The organism is Mesorhizobium sp. C432A (assembly GCF_030323145.1).
GTDB lineage: Bacteria > Pseudomonadota > Alphaproteobacteria > Rhizobiales > Rhizobiaceae > Mesorhizobium.
Map to the genome: position 1 here is coordinate 5064136 of NZ_CP100470.1, position 25762 is coordinate 5089897.

Genomic DNA, 25762 nt, shown 5'->3' on the forward strand with positions numbered 1-25762 from the left:
TCCTCCCTTATGCGTTTCCCGTCCGCTCTGATGGCGGATTTCAAGGGAGCTTAGGGTGATCGAAACGTTTGCGCAATCGATTCGATCGAAATTTTTAGCGGGCTTATCTCCCCCCTCGAGGGGGAGATGTCGCCGAAGGCGACAGAGGGGGTCGCCGCGCGTGAAGCGCCAACCTTCCATCTGCAGCAAGGACGTCGAGCCCAGTCGCACCGACCCCCTCTGGCCTGCCGGCCATCTCCCCCTCAAGGGGGAGATTCGCGGTTTCACCGAACTCGGCCACCAGCCCCTCATACGCCTCGAAGGCCGGCAGTGCCTCGTAACTGTGCACCGCAGGCGTGGTTGCCCAAGGCAGCTTCTCGCTGGTCCATGTCTCGATGAACGGCGTGAACCAGCCGGGCTCGTCGAGCATGGTCGGACGCAGATTGACGAACCAGTCGAGCCCTTCGGGGCGCGTGAACATCCAGCTCATGCAATGTGGGCAGAAGAAATGTTTCGAGGCGCCGTGCAGCCCGCCGATCACCGGCTCGCCTAGCGTGATCTCGAAGCCGTCGGAGGGAATGGCGGCGTTTAGCGAATAGGCGCTGGCCGACATGCGCTGGCAGCCGATGCAATGGCAAGCCATGGTCAAAAGCGGTTTTGCGGAAATCTTGAGCCGCACACGTCCGCAGCGGCACCCGCCTTCGGCCGGCAATTTCAGGGTTGGCACGGCAGTCTCCCAGTATTCGAAGCGCCGGCGCTTCAGTCGCCGGTCAGCGCCTTCGTCGTCACCAGCGTGACGCCGGCATCGGTGAAATCAGCATTGTACCGGGCGATGATCTCGGTCGCGGTTTCGCCTTCAGTGTCCAGCGTGGAATGGGCATCGGAAACGACGGTAACGCCGAGGCCCTCGGCCAGGGCGCCCTTGACGGTGCCGGCGATGCAGAAATCGGTTTGCGCTCCGGCGAGCACGACTTCGCCGGCCCCCTGCCCGGCCACCCAGGCGCCAAGCTCGGCATTCGAGAAGGCGTTGCGGACGGTCTTGGAGAATGTCGGCTCGTCCTTGGCCTGGCCGAGTTCCGGCCATACCGGCCAACCCGGCTCGCCGGGCGCCAGCGGATCGCCGGCCGGCCCGTCATGCCTGACGAAAGCAACCTTGCGCCCCTCGCGCCGCGCCCAGTCGATCAGCGAGCGGGTACGCTCGGCGATACCCGGCGCATCATGGATCGGCGGCTCGACGCGCCCGTCGAACATGTTGGTCTGGAGATCGATGACGATGAGGGGAGCGAGGTTTGGCATGGCGCGAAGATAACGCGGGCGATGGGAGGGTCAAGACGGCGAAGCTGCTGATCTCCCCCTTGGGGAGATTACCTGTACCCTCATCCGATTCCGCCGGTCACCACGTAAGCACCAGCCGTGCGTCCATCCTCCAGCCGCATGACGGCCGCAACGATCGAGCCGTAAGCGCCTCGCCACACACTGTGCATTCTTTCGTGCTCGCCGGCGGGCACCAGGATGCGACCGTGAAAGCTTGTCCCGCTGCGCCGCAGAGCGACCGGTTCGCCATTGACGTGAACCTTGACGCCAGCGGTCTCCGCATCGAGTTCAACCGTCACGGCGATCTCGGCCTGGTCTCCTCGCCGCGTCGTCTCGGCAACAAGCGTAAGCCTCGGCGTCGGCGCATCGCTGGCCCGCAATCCACCAGGCCGCCCCGCAAACACATCGTCCGGCAATTCCGGCGTGCGCGGCGGGCTGGTGCGGCGTTGGGTGGCGCGCTCGTAATCGCCGGCGAGCCGCAGCAACTCCGCATCATCATAGGCCTTGCCCGCAAAGGTCAGCCCGACCGGCATGCCGATATCGGCCATCGTTCCCATAGGCACGGTGACGGTCGGAATGCCGAGATGACGCCACACCAGATTGCCATTGGCGACCCAGGTGCCGTTGCGCCAGGCGATTTCTGCAGAGGTCTGGTTGACGTCGGCATCGGCCGGGCCGACATCGGCGACCGCCGGCAGCACGACGGCGTCGAGCCGGTTCGCGTCCAGCCAGTCCTCGAAGTCGATGCGCCGCGTCGCCTCCAATCCCTTGAGACCTTCCGCCAGCGTTGGGATATCCAACAATGGCATCACGCCCTGCTTGGCGCTCGTGACGTAGTCGGCCAGATCGAAACCGTCGTCGCCATAGCGGTCCGGCAGCGCGCCCGGCGGCTGCGGGAAAATCTTTGGGCCGTCGACCGCAGCCAGATCGGGGATCGCCGGATCGGCATTTGCGCGCAGGAAATCGTCCCAGCCCCAGATGCAGAGATCCCAGATTTCGCGCTCTGCAAAGGCTTCCGGCACCAGCCCGCGTTCGACCATGGTTTTTGTGCCCGGACGGTCGCGCTCATAGTTCGAGACGACGGGGAAATCGACCTCGACCACCTCCGCGCCGAGCTTTTCCAGGTCACGCGCCGCCTGCCGCCAGAGGTCGAGCACCGAGGCGCGGGTCTCGATGGGTTTGGGCGCGCCGCCGTCGCGGCCGATATACATTTTCGGCACGCCGAGGCGTTTGCCTTTCAACGAGCCCTCCAAGGCTAGTGTAGTGTAGCTTGGCGGCCTGAGATCAGCGCTTTTCGCGATCGACACCCAGGGCTGCGCGCGCCAGAAATCGCCGCGCGTCTCGGCATCGTCGGCGACGATCACATCGAGCAGCTCCAGCATGTCGGCAATGCCGCGCGTGTGCGGCACCACCACATCCATGGTCGGCACCAGCGGCCAGTTGCCCCTGACCGAAATGACGCCGCGCGACGGCGTGTAGGCGACAAGTGCATTGTTGGACGCCGGCGCGCGGCCGGAAGACCATGTTTCCTCGCCGAGGCCGAAAGCGGCGAAGCTGGCGGCGGTGGCCGTGCCTGAGCCGTTGGACGAGCCGGAAGCGAAGGCCGCGGTCAAATAGTCGGCATTGCAGGGGCTCTCGGCGCGGCCATAGACGCCGCGCTGCATGCCGCCATTCGCCATTGGCGGCATGTTGGTCAGCCCGATCAGCACAGCACCACCGGCCCTCAGCCTGGCAATGGTGAAAGCGTCCTCATTGGCGACGAGATGCTCGAAGGCGGGCGAGCCAGCAGCCACCGTCAGGCCCTTCACCTTATAGCTGTCCTTGGCGGTGTAGGGGATGCCGTCGAGGGGCCCGAGGGTGGCGCCATTGCGCCGCCGCAGGTCGGACGCCGCCGCCTCCTCGAACATTGCCGGGTTAAGCACCGGCACGGCATTGAGCGCGATGCCATGGCGGTCGTAGTGCGCGATGCGCCTGAGATAAGCGCCCACCAGCTCGACGCTGGTGACGGTGCCGGCCTCCAGCGCCCGGCGCAGGTCGGCAATCGAGGCTTCGACGATGTGGAGGGGCATGGGATTCTCGAGATGCAGCGGCAAATGAATCTTCGCATCGTGCGATGCGAGTGTCACGCCTCAAACGGAAGGCGTGACGGCGACGCTTATGCACTCGGCTCATAGCATCTTGCTGTCGAGCTGGCCGTTTTCCTTCATCAGGTCGAGATAGGTCTTGGCGCCGGACCTGCCGTGGCCTGCCGCCTTGAAGAACCATTTGGCGGCTTCCTTGTAGTTTGGTTTCCCATCGACGCCGCGGTAGTAGAGCGAGCCCAGACTGAACTCGGCATCGACGCTGCCGGCCTTTGCGGCTTCCAGCCACCAGGACTCGGCAGCCTTGTCGTCTCTGGCAATGCCCACGCCGTTGGCCGAGGCATACGCTGAGGCGAGCTGGGCATCCACATTTCCCTGCCGCGCCGCCTTGAGCCACCAGCCCGCCGCATCCGCACTGCTTTGCGCAACGCCAACACCCTCGCAATAGGCCGTGCCGAGCGCTTTCTGCGCGAATGCATTGCGCTGGTCGGCGGCTTTGCGCCAGAGCCTTGCCGCCTGAACGGGGTCCTTCGTTACTCCTAGACCATCCCAATACAGTCCACCGAGAGCGAACTGCGCAAGGTCATTGTCCTTGTCGGCAGCCTTGCTCAGCCACTCGAACGCCTGCCTTTCATCCTTCCCGACGCCCTGCCCGTCCCGATACACGACCCCGACATTATACTGCGCTACCACATGGCCTTGGACAGCAGCCTTCATCCACCATCGGAAGGCCAGATCATTGTCTTGCGCAACGCCGCGGCCCTGGCTGTAGAGGATACCAAGCAGATATTGAGCGTCGGCGTTTCGCCCGTCGGACGCCTTTTGCGCCCAAGTCGCGGCCAACGCATCGTCCCGTCCCACGCCTTCGCCGAGCGAATACGCCCGGGCCAGATTGGCACCGGCTTCGGCATTCCCCGCTTCCGCGGCCTTGCGCCACCAATAGACCGCCTGCTCGGCGCTCTTCTCGACGCCTTGGCCCATCGAATAGTATCCGCCCAGATTCGACTGGGCGAACACAAAGGCCTGATTGGCGGCTTTGCTCATCCACGCAAACGCCTGGCCGTCGTCCCAGGGGTACCTTTTCCCTGGCCATAAGCGGCCGCCACCGCGTATTGCGCTTCTGTCAGACCGGTGGTTGCGGCCTTCATCCACCACCCGAACGCAAGGCGGTCATCCTGCTCAACGCCGTGGCCCCGCGAGTACAAAGTGCCCAGCAAAGCCTGGGCATTCGGCTCACCCAGATCGGCTGCCCTTTTTCACCCACACTATGGCGGCTTGATCATCCTTCTTGACGCCTTGGTTAAGATAGTAGGCGCGTCCGAGACAGAAAGCGGCCTCCAGGCTTCCTTGGTCAGCCGCCTTGCGCCACCATGAGGCAGCCTGCTCGAAGCTTTGCGCAACACCCCGACCCTGCGCATACAGGACGCCGAGGGCGTACTGAGCGTTCGTATTGCCCTTGTCGGCTGACTGCCTGGAAAACTTCAACGCCAGTTGATCGTTTCTTTCGACCCCTTGGCCATTTAAATAGACTTGGCCGAGAGAATATTCAGCCTCGCCGCTCCCCTGATCGGCCGCCTTGCGCCACCAATAGAGCGCCTGCTCATAATTTTGCGCGACCCCTTGGCCCTGCCAGTACAACACGCCGAGCTGGTACTGCCCATTCATGTTGTCTTTATCGGCGGCCTTTCGTGAGAAACTCTCGGCAAGCCGACTGTCCTTTTCAACGCCCCTGCCCATAAGGTAGGCCTGACCCAGTGCTGCTATGGCTTCCGCATTGCCGCCATCGGCGGATTTCTTCCACCAATACACCGCCTGGCTGTCGTTCTGAGCCACGCCCTCCCCGCGCCAGTACAGCGCACCAAGCTGCCCTTTTGCGTCAACATTGCCAGCGTCCGCCATGATCTTCATTTGACGGAATACCTCGGCATAATCCTTTGCCTGGAGAGCCGCTGCACCCTTTTGTGCCGCTGACCACTGCACATAGTAATTTCGGCCAGGACCGAGCAGCACAAAAGCCGCCAGCAACACCAGAACGACGATAAGGACCCCTCGGCGACGCGACTTGGGCGGGCTGTAGACAGGTGTATCCACTTTGGGCGCCCACTCGTTGTTGCTCACCGTCCCCAATCCATTTGCAGCCACCAGTAATCCATAGCGCAAGCCAGGCTGTTCTGGAATATCCAAAGCATTTGATGTCGCTACTGCGGTGCGCCGGCGAACAGGATTTCGCCATCGCCGCCAGCCGCCGGCCAATCCCTGATGGTGCGATCGTCGCCGCCGGTGACCAGTGTGCCGTCGGTGGCGAAGGCAACGGCGTAGATCGGGCCGGTGCGGCTGTCGAACATGGCGATCTGGTCTCCAGTGCCGAGATCCCACAGCCGCGCCGTGCCGTCGAGCGAGCCGGAGGCCAGGCGCTTGCCGTCGGCCGACAGCGCCAGCGTATAGACGGTGCCTTCGTGGCCCTCGAAGCGGCGCAATTCCCGAAACGTGTCGAGGTCCCAGAGCTTGATCGTGTAGTCGCCGCTGCCGGTGACGACATGATGGCCGTCGGCGGTGAAGACGGCGCCGTAGGTGCCCTGCTCGTGGCCGTGCCAGCTTCGCAATTGCTTGCCGCTTTCGACGTCCCAGAATTTCAGCGTGCCGTCGATGGAGCCGCTCAGCGCGCGCGTGCCGTCGGGCGAGATTGCGACCGTGCTGATCGGCCAGTCATGTCCGGTCATCACATGCAGCACCGATTTGTTGACGAGATCCCAGACGATGACGTTGCCGGTGTCGTGGCCACTGACGGCGCGCTTGCCGTCCGGGCTGATCGCCAGCTTGCGCACGCCGCCATTCGCGCCCGACGAGAAGACATGCAGCACCGCGCCGTCGGCAAGCTTTCGCAGCACGATCTCGCCATCGTCGCCGGCGGTCAGCGCGGTGGCGCCGTCGGGCATGAACAGCGCCGTGCGCGCCATGTCCTTGTGTTCACCAAGGTTGCGGATCAGCCGCTTGCCGGCGACGTCCCAGAGCTTGATCATGTGGTCGGTGCTGGCGCTCATGACGTCGCGGCCATCGGCCGAGACGGCGAGCCAGACGACGGCGTCGCGGTGGCCGTCGGGCTCGGTCGGCAGCGCCGGCGGAGGCGGCGGCAACGGCGCGACGGTTTGCGGTGGCGTGGCCGGAGCCGGCGGTGGAGCAGTCTCCGGTGGCGGTGTCGCCGGAGCGAGTGCGACTTGTGGCGGCTGAGGGGGAGCAGCCAGAGGCGTAGGCTGCGCCGGCTCGGGCGGTTTGGCTGCCTGCACCGGCGGAGTTGGCTCGGGCGGCATGGTGACCTGCGGCGAACTCGGCGGGGCCGGTGGCGTCGCCAGGTCCGGCGGGACACCGTCGATGCCCTGGTCCTTCGGCTCGGCTTTGGGTTCGTTCGGGGCGGCCACCTCAGCGCCCGGGCCGGCGTCACGCGCCCAAGGGAAGTGGTCGGCCAGCAGCGCCAACACGGCGAGCACCGGCAACATGAGGAAGGCGCGCCGCAGACCGGGGCGGCCCTTTGGGTCGATCTCGGCGTCGCGGCCAAAAAGCGGCGTTCCAGCAGGCTGGCTTCGCCGACCCGGCAGCAGTCTGGCCCAGAACAACAGGGCGCCAAGCAGGCAAAGCCCGCCGACGGTCAGGAACACCACCGGTCGCAGCGTGGCTGGGCCGTGCAGCATGTGATCGATCCCGCTCCAGCTGAAATCTCTGTCGCCGAGCAGCAGATACGCCCGCACCAGACAAGCCAAAGCGGCCGCCAGCAGCGGAAGCGCAAACAGCCTTTCGGCCAACCTGTCCATCGGACTTCCCCTCCGGTGCCGCACCTTGCTCCTCATGCGGCCGCCGCACGAAACAAATAGTGCAAAACTGCGCCCACGAAAGTGGGCGCGATCACGCAGCCAAATTCACTTCAATTCGGCCCATACCGGCGCGTGGTCGCTGGCGCCGTCCTCACCTCTGACACCGCGGTCGATGCCGGCAGCGGTGAGGCGGCGCGCCAGTTTCTTCGACAGCAAGATGTGGTCGAGCCGCAGCCCGGCATCGCGCAGCCAGCGGTTGCGGCGATAATCCCAGAATGTGTAGAGCGTTTCCTTCGGATGCTTCTTGCGGAGCGCATCGGTCCAGCCCTGCTCGAGCAGACGCTGGAACGACGCCCGGCTTTCCGGCTGCACCAGCGCGTTGTCGTCATAGGAGCGGGTGGCGTAGATGTCGCGCGGCTCGGGCACGATATTGTAGTCGCCGACCAGCGCCACCGGCAGGCCAGTGTCGAAGAGTTCTGCGGCATGCGCCTCCAGCCTTTCATGCCAGGCCAGCTTGTACTGGAATTTCGGCCCCGGCTGCGGGTTGCCGTTGGGCGCGTAGACACAGGCGATGACGATGCCGTTCACGGCCGCCTCGATGTAGCGGCTCTGCTTGTCGGCGGTATCGCCGGGCAGGACGTCACGGGTCAGCACCGGCTTGGACCCGCGCGCGAGTATGGCGACGCCATTCCAGGTCGGTTCGCCCTTCCACACCGCGCCATAGCCGGCCGCCGCAAGCGTCGTGCGCGGAAACTGCGTATCGCGGGCCTTCAGCTCCTGCAGGCAGACGACATCGGGCTTGGCTGCCGCCAGCCACGCCAGCAGGTTTTGCAGCCGGCTGTTGATGTTGTTGATATTGAAGGTGGCGATTTTCATTTGGCGATCAGGAAACGATCCGCCCTGTCCACGCCTTCACCGTCCCGGCCAGCGTCTTCAAATGATCGGCGGTCGAAAACCCCGACACGCTCTTGCGCGGCTTCAGGTCGTGGTCGCCATCCTCCAGCCAGATCACCTCGATGGCTTTGGAAAGGCCGTAGGTCGCGACCTCTTCTTTCGTGCCGAACTCGTCGCGGGTGCCCTGGAAGATCAGCGTCGGCGTCTTGAGGTCGGCGAGATGTTTTGTCCTGAGTTGCTCGGGCTTGGCTGGCGGATGAAAGGGATAGCCGAGGCAGATGAGGCCCGAAATCTCGCCCTTGGCGAACATCTCGTCGGCGACCATCGAGGCGACGCGCCCGCCCATCGACTTGCCGCCGATGATGAGCGGACCAGCGACGCCCCTCGCCCTCAGATCGGCGATGGCCTTGATGTATTCCGGGTTGACCGTCTCGGCGCGCGGTGGCGGCTTGCGCTGGCCATAGCGGCGGGCCGCCATATAGTGAAATTCGAAGCGCGCGACCTGGAAGCCGGCGGTGGCGAGCGCCTTGGCGGTGGCGGTCATCGAAGGCGAATCCATCGATGCGCCGGCGCCGTGGGCCAGCACGATGGTGACCGGGGCTGTGTCAAAGCCGTCGAAGAGGAAGCTAGTGGGCATCAGGCTGCGGGACCCCGATATAGTGGTAGGTGGTTTTGGAACCGTGAACTTCCTTACGCCACTGCTCCGGATGCAGGGTAACATGGGTGAAAATGGCTGCAAAAAACCCTACGAGCACGATGAAGAATGGCCGGCCGAAGCAAACGCGCTGCTTGTTCGACATACGGTCCTCGGGGCGCTGGGGAAATGGCCAAGTTCTGCGGTTGTAATATGTGGCCCAATTGATTTTGCTGTCTTCGAAAAAATTCCAGCCATTGCTCCAGTAGAAGAGCAGCTCGCGGCCTCCTGCACCGCCAAAACGATGAAGCACGCGGTTAATCCCATACTCGAAATCTGAACAAGATTATCCACGGCAGCCTCACCCCGCCGTCCGCGCCAGCTGCAGATCGACGAACTGTATCCCCTTTTGCGCAGTGCGCGCCCATTCGCTGTCAGCATCGAGTTCGAGATAGCGCACCCAGTGGCGGCGGGCTTCGGTCAGATTGCCGGCGTCGAACTCCAGCCGGGCAAGGTTGAACACCGGATCGGCGTAGCTCTTGTCGAGCGCGATGGCCTTGACCAGATGCCGGCGCGCCGAGGCGATCTTGCCTTCGTCGCTCATCAGCCCGGCGAGGTTGAACCAGGCCTCGACGAACGCCGGATCGAGCTTGATCGCTCTTGCATAGTCATGCGCCGCGTCGGCCACGCGACCGGCGCCACGCAAGCAATTGGCGCGGTTGAACGCGGCGATGGCGTCGCTCGGATCGATGCTGAGGCAGCGTTGGTAGAGCGCCGCGGCATCGTCGTGCCGGCCCTCCTCTTCCGCGCTTTCAGCCTCGGCGAACAATTCTTCCAGCGTGTCGTCGCCGGCTGCGCTTGCGCTGCCGAGATCGAACAGCAGCTGGCCGTCGAGTTCGCTCTGGCCATCCTCGAGATAGATCTGATCGGGCCGGCCATGCTGCGAGCCGACATTGAGCGATTTGGCGGTGAGCGAAGCGACCGGACCGGAGCGATGCACGGAGCGCGCGATCGCGCCCCAGGATGCACCGCCGGCGACCAGCCCGGCATATTTGCGGGCAAGGATCAGATCGCGGAACGAGTAGGGCTCACAATCGTGCTCGAAGGCGTCGAACAGGCTGAGCAGGTCGAGGTCGGCACCGGACAGTCTGGACTGGTCGACGAGAGACTGCCTGGACAGCGAAGACGCCTCCGGCGCCTTCATCAGACCAAGCAGGCGCAGGAAGCCATTTTCGCTAAGGAGCGTGCGGCCGGCGGCTCGCACGGCCGCGACACGGCATTCGATCTCGGCATCGCCGCCCTTCGCCGTGCCGGCCTTGGCGATCAGCGTTCGGCCGAACACAACATGGCTGGTGCGCCTGGTGACGCCGCGCCGCAACTGGCCGTGCTGACGCTCCACCTCGCGGGCCGCGAGCCGCAGCGGAAATGCCGCCAGCGCGCCGATGGTGCCGAAGACGGCGCCCGGAATTATACCGGTCGGCGCCGTCACCCCTTGCTCTTGCCGACGGCCTTGAGCAGATTGGCCTTCAACGGGTTTTCCTTGGCCGCACCCGCCTTACCCTTGGCGGCAGGTTTTTCAGCGTCGTCGGCCTTGCTCTTCGACTTGGCCGGCGGCTTGGCTGATTGCGACAGGCTCGCCTTCAACGCGTCCATGAGGTTGATGACATTGCCACGCTCGGGCGCCGCCGCAATGATCGGCTTATGGCCCTTCAGTTTCTCGCGGATCATCGTCATCAGCGCGATCTCGTAGCGGTCCTCATAATTCTTCGGATCGAAGGTGGTTTCCTTCTGCTTGATCAGCGCTTCGGCCAATTGCAGCATTTCGGGATCCGGCTTGCCGGCCGGGATGTTGCCGAAATATTCAGCCGTGCCGCGCACTTCGTTCGGGTTCCTCAACGTACACACGAACATGCCGTTCTCGCGCGCGCCGATCGTCACCACGCGCTCGCGGCTGGACAGGACAAGGCGGGCAATGGCCAGCTTGCCGGATTTGCGCATGGCCTCGCGCAGCACGGCGAAGGTTTCCTCCGCCATGGCGCCATCCGGCGCCATGTAGTACGGCGCATCCTGATAAATGACGTCGACCTCGTCTTCGTCGACGAAGGCCTCGATGTTCATCGTGTGATTGGATTCGATGCGCACTGCTTCGAGGTCGGCCTCATCGATGATGATGTACTGCTTGTCCTCGTATTCGTAACCCTTGACCAAGTCCGCGCGCTCGACGAGGCCGAGTTCAGGGTCGACCGGCTTCATGTTGATGCGGTTGTGGGTCTTCTTGTGCAATTGGTTGAACGATATGCGCTCGCTGGTCGTCGTTGCCGGATAGAGCCGGACCGGACAGCTGACGAGGCTGAGCTTGAGGTAACCTTTCCAACTTGCCCTGGGCGCCATGATACTCTCCTACGCGGCCACGCACTGACATTTCAGACTGAGCATGATCTTACCGAAAACCGGTTGCCACTTTTCGGGATCATGCTTACTGCAGCGCTTCGTCCAAAGGACGAATGGTGCTGCGGAAATCCTACACCGACCGGGCACGCTACAGGCAAATCCCTAGCGAAATCTTCCAGTGCCCTGAAGGTCCAAGGCCGAGAATAATTCAAATTGTCCGAAGCGTCGATGGACTTGGGTTCCTCGCCCCCATGAAATGGGGAGAAAAACCTTATTTGAAGGCCGGCAAATCCCTCGCGAAATCCTCCATGTCCGCCCAGGGGTCGCCCGAGGTCGCCAACAACCCCGGCAGCGAGGAATAGTTCAGATCCTGCGGCGCATCGATCGTCTCAAGGTCGCTCCAGCTCACCGGCGTCGACGCCGGCAGGTTGGTGCGGGCGCGCAGCGAATAAGGCGCCGCGGAGGTGTGGCCGCGCGCGTTGCGGTGGTAGTCGATGAAGATGCGGCGCTTCCGGTTTTCCTTGCCCATTGTGGTGGTGAAAGTGTCGGGCGCCGTGGCCGCCAGATGCGTGGAGATGGCGCTGGTAGCCTGGTGCAGCTTCTTCCAGTTCTGCTTTTGCGTCACCGGCACGGTTATGTGGATGCCGCCGCCGCCGGATGTCTTGGCGAACGGCACCAGGCCGAGCCGTTCCAATTCGCCCTTGATGTGGACGGCGGCCTCGACCACCTCGCGCCAGGCGATGCCCTCACCCGGATCGAGATCGAAAACGATCTGGTCGGGCTTGTCGAGGCTCAAGCGATGCGTGCCCCAGGTGTGGAACTCGACGACGCCGAACTGCGCCAGCGCCAGATAGCCTTTTGCTCCCTCGACCGACAGATAGGATGTGGTTTCACCTTCGGAGTTGGTGGCGTCAAAAGTGACCACCGACGGCGGCATGCCGGTGAAGGCGTGGCGCTGGAAGAAACAGTCCTTCGGCAGGCCCGTCGGGCAGCGCACCAGCGACACCGGGCGGCCCATAATGTGCGGCAGCATGAAATCGCCGACCAGCGCGTAATAGACGGCGATGTCGAGTTTGGTCGGCCCGGTCTTGCCGAACAGCCGCCGCTCCGGATTGGTCACCCAGATGGTGGCGAGATCGGCTTCGGCGATCAGCCGCTTGCGCTTCGGCAACACCGGCGTCGACAGGCCGACATCCCTGAGGCCGCGAAATACACCGTGGCGCAGCGAATTGTCCGCCGTGCGGTTGGCGTAGTGGATGCGGGCCGACAGCATCGGCCGCACCCATTTCATCTCGCGCATGATCTCGCGCGGCACACCCTCGGGTGCTGTCGCGCCGTCGCGCAGCGGCTGCAGCCGGGCCAGCAAGTCGCCCGCCGTAGCGGCATCGAAGCCGGTGCCAACCTTGCCGCGATAGTGCAGTTCGCCATCCGCGAATTCAGCCATGCCGAGTGCCGCCAGTCCTTCGGCCGCGTCGGAGACGGTGTAGCCGGCGATGATGAAATCGCCGGTCTCCAGCGCCTTGACCTTGGTCCAGCTCTTGGTGCGGCCGCTCTGGTAGATGGCGTTGGCGCGCTTGGAGACGACGCCTTCCAGCCCAAGGATCGAGGCCTGATCGTACAGCCCCTGTCCGTCGCCTTCGACATGGTCGCTCAGCTGGATGGCGGAGGTAGCGCCCTGCCCGGCTAGCAGTTCGGCGAGCAGGGCCTTGCGGTTTGCGAGCGGCGCCTTGCGGAGGTCCCAGCCGTCGAGATGCAGCAGGTCGAAGGCATAGAAATGGAGCTTGCTGCCCGCACCCGCCGACAGCGCATCCTGCAGCAGCGCGAAACGCGAGATGCCCTTCTCGTCCAGCACCATGATCTCGCCGTCGATGATCGCCTGGCTGAGCGGTAGCCGGGAAAAGGCTTGCGGCAGGTCGCCGTAACGCTTCGTCCAGTCGATGCCGCCGCGGGTGATCAACCTGACCTCGCCATCTCCGACATGCGCCATGGTACGATAGCCGTCGAATTTTATTTCATGGAGCCAGAGTTCACCTGTGTCTTCCACCGGCCCGCCCGGCGGTTTCGGCACCTGCGTGGCGAGCTGCGGCTCGATGCGCGACGGCGGATCGCCCCTGACCGCACCGGACAACGCGCCGGGTTTCAGCGCGCCGGGCTTGGGCGGCAGGCGGGCCGGCTTCCTCGGCGGCGCCACCAGCTCCTCGATCCGCTTGCCGGACTTCACGCTTTCCGGCCGCGCTTCCAGGATGTCGAGGCCGGTATCGGCGGCGAGATCGCGCTCCTTGAACAGCAGCCAGTTTTTCTTCTCGCTGTCTTCGCCGGGCTTGGGCTTCAGACGGGTCAGCATCCAGCCGCCATTCAACTTGTCGCCGGCCAGCCGGAACTTGAAGGCGCCGGTGCGCAGGCTCTTGTCGACATCGTCCATCGGCGCCCAGGTGCCGGTGTCCCAGACGATCATCGGCCCGCCGCCATATTCGCCTTCGGGAATGACGCCCTCGAAGTCGATATATTCGAGCGGATGGTCCTCGGTCTCGACTGCGAGCCGCTTGTCGGCCGGGTTGAGCGAGGGCCCGCGCGGCACCGCCCAGCTTTTCAGCACGCCGCCGACCTGCAGGCGCAAATCGTAATGGTCGGCGGTGGCGTGATGCTTGTGGACGACGAAGCGGTTGCCGTCGCCTGAAATGAGCCCGCCCGCCGGTTCCGGCGTCTTCGTAAATTCGCGCTTGGCGCGATAGGCCTTGAGTGTTGGCGGGGTTGGCATGGGTCAGGCGGGAGCGGCGGCGGCGGACGAACCTTCCCGGCGCCGCGTTCCTGCACAGTGCTGTCCCGCCAACATTTCAAATTTCCCAGCGCGGTGCGAAGAATGTGGAGATCACGCTCAATCGTCTGAGGCGGGCGTCAGGTCTAGCTCGGCCGGGGACAGCCCTTGCTGGAGCTGGCTCAGCCGGAACTCGTCGACCCAGTAGGCCTCGCCGTCGACCAGCACGCGGGCCGAGTAGACGCCGCCGGAAAAGCTTTGCGCGGTGACGTAGACCTTGTGGCGGTCGAGCGCCTTGCGCACCGCGGCGCGCTTGGAATTCTGGCTGGTGACGGAACTGGCCATGGCTCACTCATACACAAGACCGCAAGACATGGCGGCGGCATAAGGATGCTGGAGATCGGCCGCTCTGTCAATTTTGACCGCCTGCTTCTGGCAGCGCTACGATCCGACGGCAGCAAAAAACCGCTGCGCCTCGGCAGCGGACTTTGCAATGGCGACGACAATATTCGGTTAGTGGTCCGAAGGAATTATGAGCGCGGTGACGCGCGAGAGCTGCTGACGCCGGTTCAGCGTCGGCTTCTCGTAGATCTTCTTCATTGGTATCCCATGGCCCCCAATGACCGCCGGCAAAGGCGCTTGCGGCTGGGTTTTGTCAAGGGAAGCGCTGTTCTTCCGCCGAACAGCTATGGAAACTGGAGGAGCGGCCGCTATAGTTTTCCTCAGCCCCAAGGAGAACGGCAATGACCCTCAGCACCCGCAAACTTGGCAGCCAGGGGCTGCAGGTCTCGGTGATCGGCCTCGGCTGCATGGGCATGAGCCAGTCCTACGGCCCTGCCGACGAGGCGGAATCGATCGCCACCCTGCACCGAGCCATCGAACTCGGCTGTACCTTCCTCGACACGGCGGAAGTCTACGGCGCCTATGCCAATGAAGAACTGCTCGGGCGGGCGCTGAAGGGCCGGCGCGATGAGGTGACCCTTGCCACCAAATTCGGCTTCCGCATCGAAAACGGCAGACAGGTCGGCACGGAGCGTGACAGCCGGCCCGACCATATCCGCGAGGCGCTGGAGGGCTCGCTGAAGCGGCTCGGCACCGACCATATCGACCTTTACTACCAGCATCGCGTCGATCCGGCGGTGCCGATGGAAGACGTCGCCGGCACGGTCGGCCGGCTGGTTGCCGAGGGCAAGGTGCGCTTCTTCGGCCTGTCGGAAGCGGGCGCGGCGAATATCGGCCGTGCGCATGCCGTGCACCCTGTCTCGGCGCTGCAGAGCGAGTATTCGCTTTGGGAGCGCAATCTGGAGCCGGAGATCATCCCGCTGCTCAAAAAGCTCGGCATCGGCCTGGTGCCGTTCGCGCCGCTCGGCCGCGGTTTCCTCGCCGGCGACGTCAAGCGCGCCGAGGATTATCCGGAAGGCGATTTCCGCCGCGGCGACCCCCGCTACCAGGGCGCCAACTACGACGCTAATGTCGCGGCTGCGGCTGCGGTGCAGGAGGTGGCCGCGGCCAAAGGGGCAAAGCCCGCACAGATCGCGCTGGCCTGGGTGCTCGGCAAGGGCGACGGTTTCGGCATTGACATCGTGCCGATCCCGGGGACAAAGCGGCGCAAGTATCTCGAAGAAAATGTTGCTGCGGCCGCGATCACGCTCGAGCGGCCGAGATAGCTGCGCTCGATGCAGCCCTTGCGCCGGGCAAGGTCTCAGGGCCGCGCTACAATGAGCGGGTGATGACGACGATCGATCGGTAGAGGCGTCTAAGCTGCCAATCTCCCCCCTCGTGGGGGAGATGCCTGGCAAGGCAGAGGGGGGCGCGAAGGATCGCCCGCATCAAGTATTCTGCGTAGAGGTTAGCTCAAAGATGTAAGTGAAATTGGCCAATGTCGGCGGGACAGCGCCCCCCTCTGTCCTGCCGGACATCTCCCCCACAAGGGGGGAGATTAGCAGTTTCAGCCCCTCGCCTCACCTTGCGTAATCGATTTTCCTTGGCTAGCATCCTCGGGTCGGCGCCGTGCGGAGGAGAACGTTGCGGCGGACCGGCTGGAGCGCCTCGCGTCCCCTCGGGGCGTTCACAGGACACTCCATTTTTGAATTGACGCAAGGACCGTCCCGAGCCGCTCCCGGTTTCGGGCTCCTGCGTTCATGTGGAGGATATCTGATGAACAGACGCGAATTCCTGTTGTCGACCGTGGCGACCGGCGCCATGGCGCTGGCCGCGCCCATGGCCTTTGCCGCCGACAAATTGACCATATTGGGCTCGGTGCCCAATCTCGGCTTTCCGTTCTTTGTGCACATGCTGAACGAGATCAAGGCGGAGGCGCAGGCGCAAGGCGTCAATCTGACCGAGAGCGACGGCCAGAACTCGGCGCCGAAGCAGACCGCCGACATCGAGGCCGCACTTGTGCAGAAGGTCAACGCCATCGTGATTTCGCCGCTTGACGTCAACGCGCTGGCGCCGGCGATCGAGGAAGCGGTCAAGGCCGGGGTTCCCGTGGTCACTATCGACCGCCGCGTTGACGGCGTCGAGGGCATTCTGGCCCATGTCGGCGCCGACAATGTCAAGGGCGGCGAGGCCGAGGCGCAGGCCATGGTGGCGGCGTTCCCCAACGGCGCCAAGCTGTTCCATTTGCAGGGCCAGCCGGGTGCCGGGCCCGCGATCGACCGCAACAAAGGCGTCCACAATGTGCTCGATCCGCTCAAGGACAAGTACCAGATCATCTTCGAGCAGACCGCTAATTTCGCCCGCGCCGAAGCGCTGTCGGTGACCGAGGCCGGGCTTGCCGCCAACGGCAAGCCGGACGCCATCATCTGCGCCAATGACGACATGGCGCTCGGCGCGCTCGAAGCCTGTGCCGCGCGCAACTTCACCGACGTCAAGATCTACGGCTTCGACGCGCTGCCGGAAGCGCTGGTCGCCGTGCGCGACGGCAAGCTCGCCGGCACGGTCGAGCAGTTCCCCGGCGAACAGTCGCGCAAGGCGGTGCAGATCGCGGTCGCCTTTGCCAGGGACAAGACCGAGCCGAAGGAGAAGCTGGTGCTGTTGACGCCGATCGTCATCGGCAAGGATAATCTCGACAAGGCGGAGAGGTTGAACGAGACGAAGTGAGAGTAAGGCCCATGACGGGTGGAGGTCGCGCTCTGTCGCGCCCCCCTCTGTCCTGCCGGACATCTCCCCCACTTGGGGGGAGATTGGCCGTCACGTCTGTTTTCGCCAATCGCCAACGTTGTAAAAAAAGTGCTGCCGGCAAAACTGCTGATCTCCCCCCGTGTGGGGGAGATGTCCGGCAGAACAGAGGGGGCGCTGTCCCCCTGCCTATCGCAATCCGGGAGCAATGCTTGTCCGCCGTTGAGCCCACCGCATCATCGCCCCCGCTCCTTTCCGTCGAAGGCGTGACCAAGCATTTTTCCGGCGTCACCGCGCTCAGCGACGTTTCGCTCGAGGTGCGGCCCAGTGAGATCCTTGGCCTGCTCGGCGAGAACGGCGCCGGCAAGTCGACGCTGTTGAAAATCCTGTCCGGCGTGATGCCGCCGTCAAGCGGCCGCATCGTCTTCGACCGCGCCGACTACGCGCCGTCCAGTCCGCAGGATGCGAAGCGGCATGGGATCGTCACCATCTATCAGGAACTGAGCCTGATCCCGACGCTGACGGTTGCGGAAAACATTTTCATCGGCCGCGCGCCGCTCGGGCCGCTCGGGCTGGTCAGCTGGCGCAGGATGGAGGACGCCTCGCGCGCGATCATCGCCCGCGTCGGTCTCGACATCGATCCGGCGACGCCGGTGTCCTCGCTGTCGGTAGCCGAACAGCAGCTGGTCGAAATCGCCCGCGCTCTGTCGCTGGAAAGCCGCCTGATCATCATGGACGAGCCGACCTCGGCGCTAACCGAGACCGAGGTGCAGAAACTGATGTCGATCATGGACAGGCTGCGCAAGGACGGTGTCGCCATCATGTTCGTCACCCATCGGCTGGAAGAAGCGTCGGCGATCTGCGACCGGATGACGGTGTTGCGCGACGGCAGGCTGGCCGGTCATCTCGACCGTGACGGCCAGCCGATCCAGATCCCGAAGATCATCGAGAAGATGGTCGGCCGCGCCGCCTCCGAACTCTACGCGCGGCCGACGCAGCGCGACGTCGCCGGCGAGGTCCGGCTCTCGGTGCGAGGCTTGCGAACGGTGCGCGATCCGCTGGCGCCGCACGCCATCGTGCTCGAAGGCGTCGACCTCGATCTGAAGGCCGGCGAAATCCTCGGCGTTGCCGGTCTCGTCGGTTCCGGCCGCACCGAGCTTGCCCGCGCCATTTTCGGCGCCGACCGCATCGCGGCGGGTAACATCACGCTGGACGGCAAGCCGATCGCCCCGGCCTCCCCCGCAGACGCCATCAAACTCGGCATCGGGCTGGTGCCGGAAGACCGCAAGCACCAGGCGATCTTTGCAGCACTGGGCATTCTCAACAATTTCTCGATCGCCTCGCTCGGCCGCTACAGCAATGGCGCCGGCTTCATGGCCGAACGGCGCGAGCGCGAGGCGCTGGCCGGCTATCGCAAAGCACTGTCGATCCGCATGGCCTCGCCCGACCAGGCGATCGAGGGCCTGTCCGGCGGCAATCAGCAAAAGGTGATCCTGGCCCGCTGGCTGGCGCGCGACCCGAAAGTACTGATCGTCGACGAGCCGACGCGCGGCGTCGATGTCGGCGCCAAGGCCGAAGTGCACCAGATCCTGGTCCAGTTGGCTGCGCGCGGCATCGCCATCATGATGATCTCGTCGGAACTGCCGGAAGTGCTGGCGGTGTCGGATCGCATCGTCACCATGCGGCGCGGCCGTATCACCGGCGAAATGCCGGGCATCGAAGCGACCGAGGAAAAACTGATGGAACTGATGGCGCTCGACCGCAAGCAGGACGCAATCCAATGACCAGCACCACCGAACAGACCCAGCGCAGCGGCATCAACATCGCGCGGCTTCTGATGAGTTTTGGGCCGCTGATGTTCCTGGCGGTGTTGATCGTCATCTTCACCGTGCTGAAGCCGAGCTTCATCGATCCAATCAACCTGTTCAACATTTTGAGGCAGATCTCGATCACCGGGCTGATCGCGCTTGGCATGACCTTCGTCATCCTCACTGCCGGCATCGACCTGTCGGTCGGCTCGCTGCTCGCCTTCTGCGGCATGGTGGCGGCGGTGGTGGCCAAGGGCGGCACCGCCAACACGCTGTCGCTGTCGACCACGGGCACGCAAGGATATGGCTGGTTCGCCGCCTTGCTTGCCGCCGTCATCGTCGGGGCGCTGGCCGGCGGCGTCCAGGGCTTTGCCATCACCAGGCTGAAAGTGCCGCCCTTCGTCGTCACGCTGGGTGGTCTCACAGTGTTTCGCGGCCTGACGCTGACCATCTCCAATGGCGGACCGATCTCCGGTTTCGACGCCTCGATGCGCTGGTTCGGCACCGGGCTCATCGGACCGGTGCCGGTGCCCGCGATCATCTTCGCGGCGGCCGCCATCCTGTGCCACATCGTGCTGCGCTATACGCGCTATGGCCGTGCCGTCTATGCCGTCGGCGGCAATGCCGAGGCCGCACGCCTGTCGGGCCTGCGCGTCGACCGCATTCTGATCTCGGTCTATGTCATCGTCGGCTTCTTCGCCGGGCTGGCGGCCTTCGTTTTGTCAGCACGGCTCAACTCCTCCGAAGCCGTAGCCGGCATCGGCTACGAACTTACGGTGATTTCCGCCGTGGTCATCGGCGGTACCTCGCTATTCGGCGGCATCGGCTCGGTCGGCGGCACGGTGGTGGGCGCAGCGCTGATCGGCGTGCTGCAAAACGGGCTGCAGTTCAACAATGTCTCGTCCTACACACAAAGCATCGTCATCGGCCTGATCCTGATCCTGGCCGTGGCCTTCGATCGTTGGCTGAAGTCGCGGGTAAGGCGGTAAGGGATCGGCCATGGTTCAGATCAGGGCGATGACAGAGAACGATGTAGCGTCGGTATCGCGGCTGCTGGGAGAGTCTTGGCGGCGCACCTATTCGGCGATCCTCGGACCCGAGACCACTGCACGCCTCTCGGACGACAAGCATGCGCCCGAGCGGCTGGCCGAGGAACTTGGGGACGACAACAAGATGTCGTTCGTGGCCGAACGGCCGGACGGTTCGATCGCCGGCTACGCGATGGCGGCGATGGACGACCGTGGCGATGTCCTGCTCGACCGGCTGCACATCGACAAGACAGAGTTCGGCAGCGGGCTCGCCACCGACCTGCTGCACGCGGTGCTTGTCGCGCATGCCGGCATCCCCAGCATTGCGCTGGAAGTGATCGAGGGCAACGACCGGGCGATCGCCTTCTATCGCAAGCACGGTTTCGAAGTGGTCGAGCGCCACACGGCCGCGCACGGCGTTGGCGGCCACGCCTCGCTGATCATGCGCCGGCTGCTGTCGAGGGCGTAAGGGAAGGGAATAGGCCGTAGGGAATAGGGAATAAGGTGGCGCAGACCGATACCCTACGCCTACGGCCTACTGCGACGCCGCTTGCCGGCCGTCCTCGTCGTCCGGCATATCGAGAATTTCGATCAGCCGCGCCACCTTCGTTCCCGGCAAGGGGCGACCCTCGTTGACCAGCGCCTCGTCGGCACCGAGCCAAGCGAACGCCTCGCGCAGTTCTTCAAGGGTGGCGCCGGTCAGCGCGATGTCGGCTATGACCGCCTCGTCTACCGGCCCCAACACCGAAATGATGTCGTTGCGTGTCATGGTCACCTCCATGCTAAGTGCCGGCCGGTCGTCGAGATGACGCCGAGACCCGGCCATCCAGCCAACGGATTGCGAGAAAAAACCGCCGACAAAGCAGAATCTGGGTCTTCTTTTCGACTAAGCAAGGTGAACGCGCGCGCCTTTTGCCGTCAAGCAGCCGAGTGCGGATCGATGCTGTAGAGATGCACGGGATAGCCGGGACCGATGGCGTCGCGCACCCGGTCCGTCCAGGCGAGGAGCGCCGGATAACCCGACAGCGCAAAGCCACAGTCTTCGGCACGGTGGCCGTAGGCATAGACAGCAATGTCGGCGATGGTGAGCGTGTCGCCGACAAGGAAGGGCGTGTCGTTCAGGCTGCGCTCCAGCGCTGCCAGCGTGCGGGCGCCGGCTTCGCGCTTGGCCGGAACAATCGCCTGGTGGCGCTCCAGCCTTCCGGCCAGCGTCCAGAAGCGCAGGGAGCCGATGACCGGCTCGACATGGTACTGTTCGAAGAACAGCCATTGCATAATTTTGGCGCTGACATAGCGATCCGCCGGCAGCAAGGGCGTGCCTTCGGCGAGATAAATGAGGATCGCATTCGATTCGGCGATCGCACGGCCATCCTCGAGTTCGAGCACAGGAACGGCGCCGGCCGGGTTGAGCTTCAGGAAAGCGTCGGTGTGGCTCGCGCCCTCGAAAATCGACACCAGGCGGCTTTCATAGGGAATGTTGAGCAGGCCGAGCACGACCCTCGCCTTCCAACCGTTTTGCGACGGCAAATAATCATGAAGCGTGAGCATGGCTGTCCTTTCGCTGCGGTCGACGCCTGATTTGCACGGTGCCACGATACCAGCCACCCGAATCCTGCAATGTGTACGCGCGGAAACAGATAAACTATACGCATGAGAGCTTTATTGACTTCGCTGTATGTGCGATTTACCCGATAAACACTTGCGTCGGATAACTGCGCGGGCAAGCAATCAGTTTGCGTGTGAGAGGAATCGCAAGCATGAGCCTTTCGCGCCGAAGCGAGATCGCCGCCGAGGCCGTGGGGCCAACGATTGTCGCCGGCGAAATCCTGGTCGAGATCATGGCGACGGAACTGGGTTTCGGCTTCCTCGAGCCGCAATCGCTTGTCGGGCCATTCCCCAGCGGTGCGCCGGCGATCTTCATCGACCAGGTCGCCCGGCTGGGAGGCGGCGCCGGCATCATCGGCTGCGTCGGTCGCGACGATTTCGGCACGCTCAACCTGAACCGGCTGGAGCGCGACGGCGTCGACGTCTCCGCCGTCGATATCAGCGACCGCTTCCCGACGGGATGCGCCTTCGTGCGCTACCGGCCCGATGGTATCAGGGACTTCGTCTACAACATCGCCGAATCCGCCGCCGGGCAGATCCACCTGACCACTGCTGCGCGCCTGCTGGCGGACAGGGCCGGCCATCTGCATATCATGGGATCGACGCTGTCGGTGGCAGGGCTGAAGGAGATCGTCAGCTACGCAGTGCAGGCGGTTCGTGCCCGCGGCGGCTCGACCTCATTCGACCCGAATGTGCGCAAGGAGCTGATCGACGGCTCCGACGGCGCACTGTTTTCCGCCCTCATCGACGATGCCGACCTGCTGCTGCCGTCCGGCGACGAATTGCTCGCTACGGCGGGCGTCGATGACGAGCATCAGGCGGTGGCGGCGCTGTTTGCCAGGGGCGTCGGCGAGATCGTGCTGAAGCGCGGTGCTGACGGCTCTTCCTGGTTCGGCGCCGACGGCGCCAGGATCGACTGCGCCGGTTTTCAAGTCGAGGAAGTCGACCCGACGGGCGCCGGCGACTGCTTTGGCGCCACCTACCTGACTTGCCGCCGCCAGGGGATGGAGCCCGGCAAGGCGCTGCTTTATGCCAATGCCGCCGGCGCCCGCAACATCACCCGGCGCGGCCCGATGGAAGGCACCGCCGGCTTCGATGCGCTTGACCAATTCATCAAGGGAACAGCGAGACGGACATGAGCGCCAACCCGCTTGCAGGCCTCGCCAGCGCGCGCAAAAACGCCTCGCCCTACGGCATCACCTCGATCTGCTCCGCGCATCCGCTGGTGATCCAGACGGCGATCAGGCGCGCCGTTGCCGACAGGGAGAAAAACCTGCTGATTGAGGCAACCTGCAATCAGGTCAACCAGTTCGGCGGCTATACCGGAATGACCCCGGCGCTGTTCGTCGCCTTCGTGCTGGAGATCGCCTGCCGCGAGGGGCTGGAAGCCTCGCGCATCATCTTCGGCGGCGACCATCTGGGACCGAACCCGTGGCGCGCAGAGCCGGCGGCGCAGGCGATGGACAAGGCCGAGGCCATGGTCGGCGCCTATATCGCGGCCGGCTTCACCAAGATCCATCTCGACGCATCGATGGGCTGCGCCGGCGAGCCGGCGGCGCTTGACGACGAGACCATCGCCACCCGGGCGGCGCGGCTGGCAAAGGCGGCCGAAACGGGCGCGCACGCCGCAGGCAGCACCTTGCCGGTCTACATCATCGGCACCGAAGTCCCCGCCCCCGGCGGAGTCGACCATGCGATCAGCGAGTTGAAGCCGACTGAGGCGGCGGCGGCGCGGCGCACGATCGAGGTTCACCGGGAGATCTTTGCCCGCGAAGGCCTGTCCGAGGCCTTCGGCCGCGTCATCGCCGTGGTCGTGCAGCCGGGCGTGGAATTCGGCAGCCAGAACGTCGTCGCCTACGCGCCCGAGAAATCCAAGGGCCTGACCGGCTTGCTCGATGAGCAGCCGTCGCTCGTCTACGAGGCGCATTCGACCGACTACCAGAGCCGTGCGGCTTTGACCGCGCTGGTCGCAAACGGCTTTCCTATCCTCAAGGTCGGCCCCGGCCTGACCTTCGCCTTGCGCGAGGCGCTTTACGGGCTCGACCTGATCGCCTCCGAAATGGCCAGGGACTATGGCGACCGGTCGCTCGCCCGGACCATGGAAAGCGCGATGCTGGCAGCCCCCGGCCATTGGCACAGCCACTATCATGGCAATGAAGCAGAGCTCTATGTGCAGCGGCATTACAGCTACAGCGACCGCATCCGCTATTATTGGAGCAACCCCACCGCTGTCGCGGCCGTCGAGCGCCTGCGCAAGGCGCTGGACGACGTTGCCATTCCCGAAACGCTGATGCGGCAATGCCTGCCGGCGCTGCCGGCCGAACTCGGGCCGGCGGGCAATCCCGAGGCTATCCTTCTCGAAGCTGTCGATCAGGTGCTGGCCGACTATGACGCGGCCTGCCGTGGGACCTGAGTGCATTGCGCCGGGTTGATCTTTGCCTCAGCCCAGTGTCTCTGACGTTTCCATGAAACCAGCCATGTTCTTTCTCCTGTTCGCGGCCTCCCTGCTGGCGTCGCCGGCACGCGCCGACTGGAAGCCGGTCGAAAAGGTCGAGACCTACGCCATCGCAGGGCGGACCGGCCCGGAACTCTATGCCGCGATCGGCGAAGCCGGCCCCTTGCTCGGCAAGGGTCGGGTCATTGCGCACACCAATTTCAAGCTGACCTGGACCAGGGACTACAGGCCGAAAGGCGACGCCTGCGTGCTCAAATCGGCGCGCCCGAAACTGATCATCACCTACACCTTGCCGAAGCCGGCCGAACCGTTGCCGGCTTCCGTCCAGAAGAACTGGACGGTGTTCATCGCCGGGCTCGCCGCCCACGAGAGAGTGCATGGCGCAGCCATCGCCGAGATGGTGCGCAAGATCGAGGCGGTGAGCGTCGGCCTGACCGTTACTGATGACCCCGCCTGCAGCAAGATCAGAACCGAGCTGACGAGGCAACTCGCCCAGATCTCGCTGGCTCAGCGGCAGGCGAGCCGCGACTTCGACCGGGTCGAATTCGGCCCCGGCGGAAACCTGCAGAAGCTGGTGCTGGCTTTTGTGAATGGGGGGTAGTTTGCCGGCGAACCGGTCATTGCGCCGGGTGTTTCGAACGACAAGAAAACCGTCCGCATGGCCGCTTTACAGGCAGGCTTGGTAGCGCTACCGTCTGATCGTCGCGCGACCTGTTGGGGGAATGGGAGACGGTCGCGAGGCGGGAGAGGAGCGGTTTCCTTCGGGGCGTCGCAAGAAGCATTCGGGAGGAGATCGATGGCGTCTGTCGCGATCGGCGACGTTTACAAATCGTTCGGGACCGTCGAGGTCCTGCACGGCGTCAGTGTGGATATCGACGACGGCGAATTCGTCACGCTGGTCGGCCCGTCGGGTTGCGGAAAATCGACCCTTCTCAGGATGATCGCCGGCCTGGAAAAGATTTCTCGGGGCGAGATCGCGATCGGGGATCGGGTCGTTAACAACGTTGCGCCGAAAGAGCGCGACGTTGCCATGGTGTTCCAGAACTACGCGCTCTACCCGCACATGACGGTCGCGGAGAACATGGCGTTCTCGCTCATGCTCAAAGGTGTTTCGAAGGCCGATTGCGCTACCAGCATTCAGCGCGCCGCCGAAATCCTCGGGCTGGTGCCATTGCTGACGCGATATCCGCGCCAGCTTTCCGGCGGCCAGCGCCAGCGCGTCGCCATGGGCCGGGCGATCGTGCGCGATCCACAGGTTTTCCTGTTCGACGAACCGCTCTCCAATCTCGACGCCAAGCTCAGGGTGCAGATGCGCGCCGAGATCAAGGAACTGCACCAGCGGCTCAAGACGACCACAGTCTATGTCACCCACGACCAGATCGAGGCCATGACCATGGCGGACAAGATCGTCGTCATGCATGACGGCATCGTCGAACAGATCGGACCGCCGCTGGAGCTCTACGACAGGCCAAACAATCTCTTCGTCGCCAGTTTCATCGGCTCGCCCGCCATGAACCTGATCAAGGGCGAGATCGTCACCGACGGGTCTCCGTCCTTTCGCGGCGCCGGGGGAATTTCCGTGCCGCTGGCCGGCGCGCCGGCCGTTGGCAACGGTCATCCGGTGGTGCTGGGAATACGGCCCGAGCATTTGCGGCTATCGTCAGACCAAGGCATTCCAGTCACCGTCGCGGTGGTCGAGCCGACCGGGTCGGAAGTGCAGATCATCGGCCGCACCGCCGGCGGCGACGAGATCGTCGCCAATTTCCGCGAACGCCATGCCTTCACACCGGGCGAAACCATACGGCTCACTGCCGCGCCTGGCCTGATTCATCTCTTTGACGGCAAGACCGGAACACGATTTGAAACGCGTAACGGATGGTAAGGACCGC

At 64.3% G+C, this 25762-nt stretch carries 23 protein-coding genes and 2 pseudogenes; 11 read left to right on the forward strand and 14 right to left on the reverse strand.

The window, feature by feature from the left end; genetic code table 11:
- Positions 1-268: 268 nt before the first annotated feature.
- From NLY33_RS24880 to NLY33_RS24915, 8 genes and pseudogenes are all read right to left on the reverse strand, one after another.
- Positions 269-706 (reverse strand): annotated as a pseudogene (locus NLY33_RS24880) (GFA family protein); the annotation flags it as partial.
- Between the two features lie 32 nt (positions 707-738).
- A complete protein-coding gene (locus tag NLY33_RS24885; protein WP_023708944.1) occupies positions 739-1275 on the reverse strand; it encodes an isochorismatase family protein in 537 nt (178 codons plus the stop codon).
- Positions 1276-1355: 80 nt separating this feature from the next.
- Positions 1356-3362: an amidase gene (locus NLY33_RS24890; protein WP_031196979.1), complete on the reverse strand. Its 2007-nt coding sequence runs from the start codon at positions 3360-3362 to the stop codon at positions 1356-1358.
- A gap of 99 nt (positions 3363-3461) precedes the next feature.
- Positions 3462-4526, reverse strand: a complete 1065-nt coding sequence (locus NLY33_RS24895; RefSeq protein WP_245261228.1) for an SEL1-like repeat protein — start codon at positions 4524-4526, stop codon at positions 3462-3464.
- Between the two features lie 81 nt (positions 4527-4607).
- Positions 4608-5492 carry a tetratricopeptide repeat protein gene (locus NLY33_RS24900; protein WP_156932649.1) on the reverse strand — a complete coding sequence of 295 codons (885 nt, stop codon included), beginning with the start codon at positions 5490-5492 and terminating at the stop codon, positions 4608-4610.
- Positions 5493-5572: 80 nt separating this feature from the next.
- Positions 5573-7180 (reverse strand): WD40 repeat domain-containing protein, encoded by a 1608-nt coding sequence (locus tag NLY33_RS24905; protein WP_023749536.1) that lies wholly within the window; start codon positions 7178-7180, stop codon positions 5573-5575.
- Positions 7181-7285: 105 nt separating this feature from the next.
- Positions 7286-8056 (reverse strand): exodeoxyribonuclease III, encoded by a 771-nt coding sequence (locus NLY33_RS24910; protein ID WP_023708724.1) that lies wholly within the window; start codon positions 8054-8056, stop codon positions 7286-7288.
- Between the two features lie 7 nt (positions 8057-8063).
- On the reverse strand, positions 8064-8711 hold the full coding sequence (locus tag NLY33_RS24915; RefSeq protein ID WP_023708723.1) for an alpha/beta hydrolase family protein: 648 nt from the start codon (positions 8709-8711) through the stop codon (positions 8064-8066).
- On the opposite strand from NLY33_RS24915, the gene NLY33_RS24920 reads away from it, so the two are divergent.
- Positions 8602-9048: a hypothetical protein gene (locus tag NLY33_RS24920; protein WP_198018664.1), complete on the forward strand. Its 447-nt coding sequence runs from the start codon at positions 8602-8604 to the stop codon at positions 9046-9048. The genes NLY33_RS24915 and NLY33_RS24920 overlap by 110 nt on opposite strands.
- A gap of 21 nt (positions 9049-9069) precedes the next feature.
- Here the strand turns inward: NLY33_RS24920 and NLY33_RS24925 are convergent, their stop codons facing one another.
- The 4 genes from NLY33_RS24925 to NLY33_RS24940 form a co-directional block, all read right to left on the reverse strand.
- A complete protein-coding gene (locus tag NLY33_RS24925) occupies positions 9070-10197 on the reverse strand; it encodes a tetratricopeptide repeat protein (RefSeq protein WP_023708721.1) in 1128 nt (375 codons plus the stop codon).
- A complete protein-coding gene (ku, locus tag NLY33_RS24930) occupies positions 10194-11099 on the reverse strand; it encodes a non-homologous end joining protein Ku (protein ID WP_023685883.1) in 906 nt (301 codons plus the stop codon). Before ku ends, NLY33_RS24925 begins: the two co-directional genes overlap by 4 nt.
- Positions 11100-11370: 271 nt before the next feature.
- The gene (ligD, locus tag NLY33_RS24935; RefSeq protein ID WP_023708720.1) at positions 11371-13857 is read right to left on the reverse strand and encodes a DNA ligase D; all 2487 of its coding nucleotides are present in this window, start codon (positions 13855-13857) and stop codon (positions 11371-11373) included.
- 117 nt (positions 13858-13974) lie between these two features.
- Positions 13975-14199: a hypothetical protein gene (locus NLY33_RS24940; protein ID WP_023673483.1), complete on the reverse strand. Its 225-nt coding sequence runs from the start codon at positions 14197-14199 to the stop codon at positions 13975-13977.
- Between the two features lie 45 nt (positions 14200-14244).
- Here NLY33_RS24940 and NLY33_RS24945 point away from each other — a divergent pair, with 45 nt between their 5' ends.
- The 6 genes and pseudogenes from NLY33_RS24945 to NLY33_RS24970 all read left to right on the forward strand — a co-directional run bounded on the left by NLY33_RS24945 (position 14245) and on the right by NLY33_RS24970 (position 20282).
- Positions 14245-14601, forward strand: a complete 357-nt coding sequence (locus NLY33_RS24945) for a hypothetical protein (RefSeq protein ID WP_156932639.1) — start codon at positions 14245-14247, stop codon at positions 14599-14601.
- A pseudogene (locus tag NLY33_RS24950) lies at positions 14598-15604 on the forward strand (aldo/keto reductase). The gene NLY33_RS24945 and the pseudogene NLY33_RS24950 overlap by 4 nt, the downstream one beginning before the upstream one ends.
- Before the next feature lie 407 nt (positions 15605-16011).
- Positions 16012-16959, forward strand: coding sequence for a substrate-binding domain-containing protein (locus NLY33_RS24955; RefSeq protein ID WP_023673481.1), 948 nt, complete (start codon positions 16012-16014; stop codon positions 16957-16959).
- A 230-nt stretch (positions 16960-17189) separates the two neighbouring features.
- Positions 17190-18761 carry a sugar ABC transporter ATP-binding protein gene (locus NLY33_RS24960; protein ID WP_023708718.1) on the forward strand — a complete coding sequence of 524 codons (1572 nt, stop codon included), beginning with the start codon at positions 17190-17192 and terminating at the stop codon, positions 18759-18761.
- Positions 18758-19774 (forward strand): ABC transporter permease, encoded by a 1017-nt coding sequence (locus NLY33_RS24965; RefSeq protein ID WP_023685887.1) that lies wholly within the window; start codon positions 18758-18760, stop codon positions 19772-19774. Before NLY33_RS24960 ends, NLY33_RS24965 begins: the two co-directional genes overlap by 4 nt.
- A gap of 10 nt (positions 19775-19784) precedes the next feature.
- Positions 19785-20282 carry a GNAT family N-acetyltransferase gene (locus NLY33_RS24970; protein WP_023705110.1) on the forward strand — a complete coding sequence of 166 codons (498 nt, stop codon included), beginning with the start codon at positions 19785-19787 and terminating at the stop codon, positions 20280-20282.
- Positions 20283-20348: 66 nt separating this feature from the next.
- On the opposite strand, the gene NLY33_RS24975 is transcribed toward NLY33_RS24970, so the two are convergent.
- Together NLY33_RS24975 and NLY33_RS24980 are read right to left on the reverse strand one after the other, a co-directional pair.
- Positions 20349-20582: a hypothetical protein gene (locus tag NLY33_RS24975; RefSeq protein ID WP_081731260.1), complete on the reverse strand. Its 234-nt coding sequence runs from the start codon at positions 20580-20582 to the stop codon at positions 20349-20351.
- Positions 20583-20731: 149 nt separating this feature from the next.
- Complete coding sequence (locus NLY33_RS24980; RefSeq protein ID WP_023709493.1) at positions 20732-21361, reverse strand: glutathione S-transferase family protein; 630 nt, start codon at positions 21359-21361, stop codon at positions 20732-20734.
- Positions 21362-21570: 209 nt separating this feature from the next.
- Between NLY33_RS24980 and NLY33_RS24985 the strand changes: the two genes are divergently transcribed.
- The 4 genes from NLY33_RS24985 to NLY33_RS25000 all read left to right on the forward strand — a co-directional run bounded on the left by NLY33_RS24985 (position 21571) and on the right by NLY33_RS25000 (position 25755).
- Positions 21571-22557, forward strand: a complete 987-nt coding sequence (locus NLY33_RS24985) for a tagatose kinase (RefSeq protein ID WP_023708714.1) — start codon at positions 21571-21573, stop codon at positions 22555-22557.
- Positions 22554-23831, forward strand: coding sequence for a D-tagatose-bisphosphate aldolase, class II, non-catalytic subunit (locus tag NLY33_RS24990; RefSeq protein WP_023708713.1), 1278 nt, complete (start codon positions 22554-22556; stop codon positions 23829-23831). The genes NLY33_RS24985 and NLY33_RS24990 overlap by 4 nt, the downstream gene beginning before the upstream one ends.
- A gap of 52 nt (positions 23832-23883) precedes the next feature.
- On the forward strand, positions 23884-24474 hold the full coding sequence (locus NLY33_RS24995; protein ID WP_023705115.1) for a DUF922 domain-containing Zn-dependent protease: 591 nt from the start codon (positions 23884-23886) through the stop codon (positions 24472-24474).
- A 195-nt stretch (positions 24475-24669) separates the two neighbouring features.
- Positions 24670-25755: an ABC transporter ATP-binding protein gene (locus NLY33_RS25000; protein WP_023705116.1), complete on the forward strand. Its 1086-nt coding sequence runs from the start codon at positions 24670-24672 to the stop codon at positions 25753-25755.
- The last annotated feature ends 7 nt before the right edge of the window (positions 25756-25762 follow it).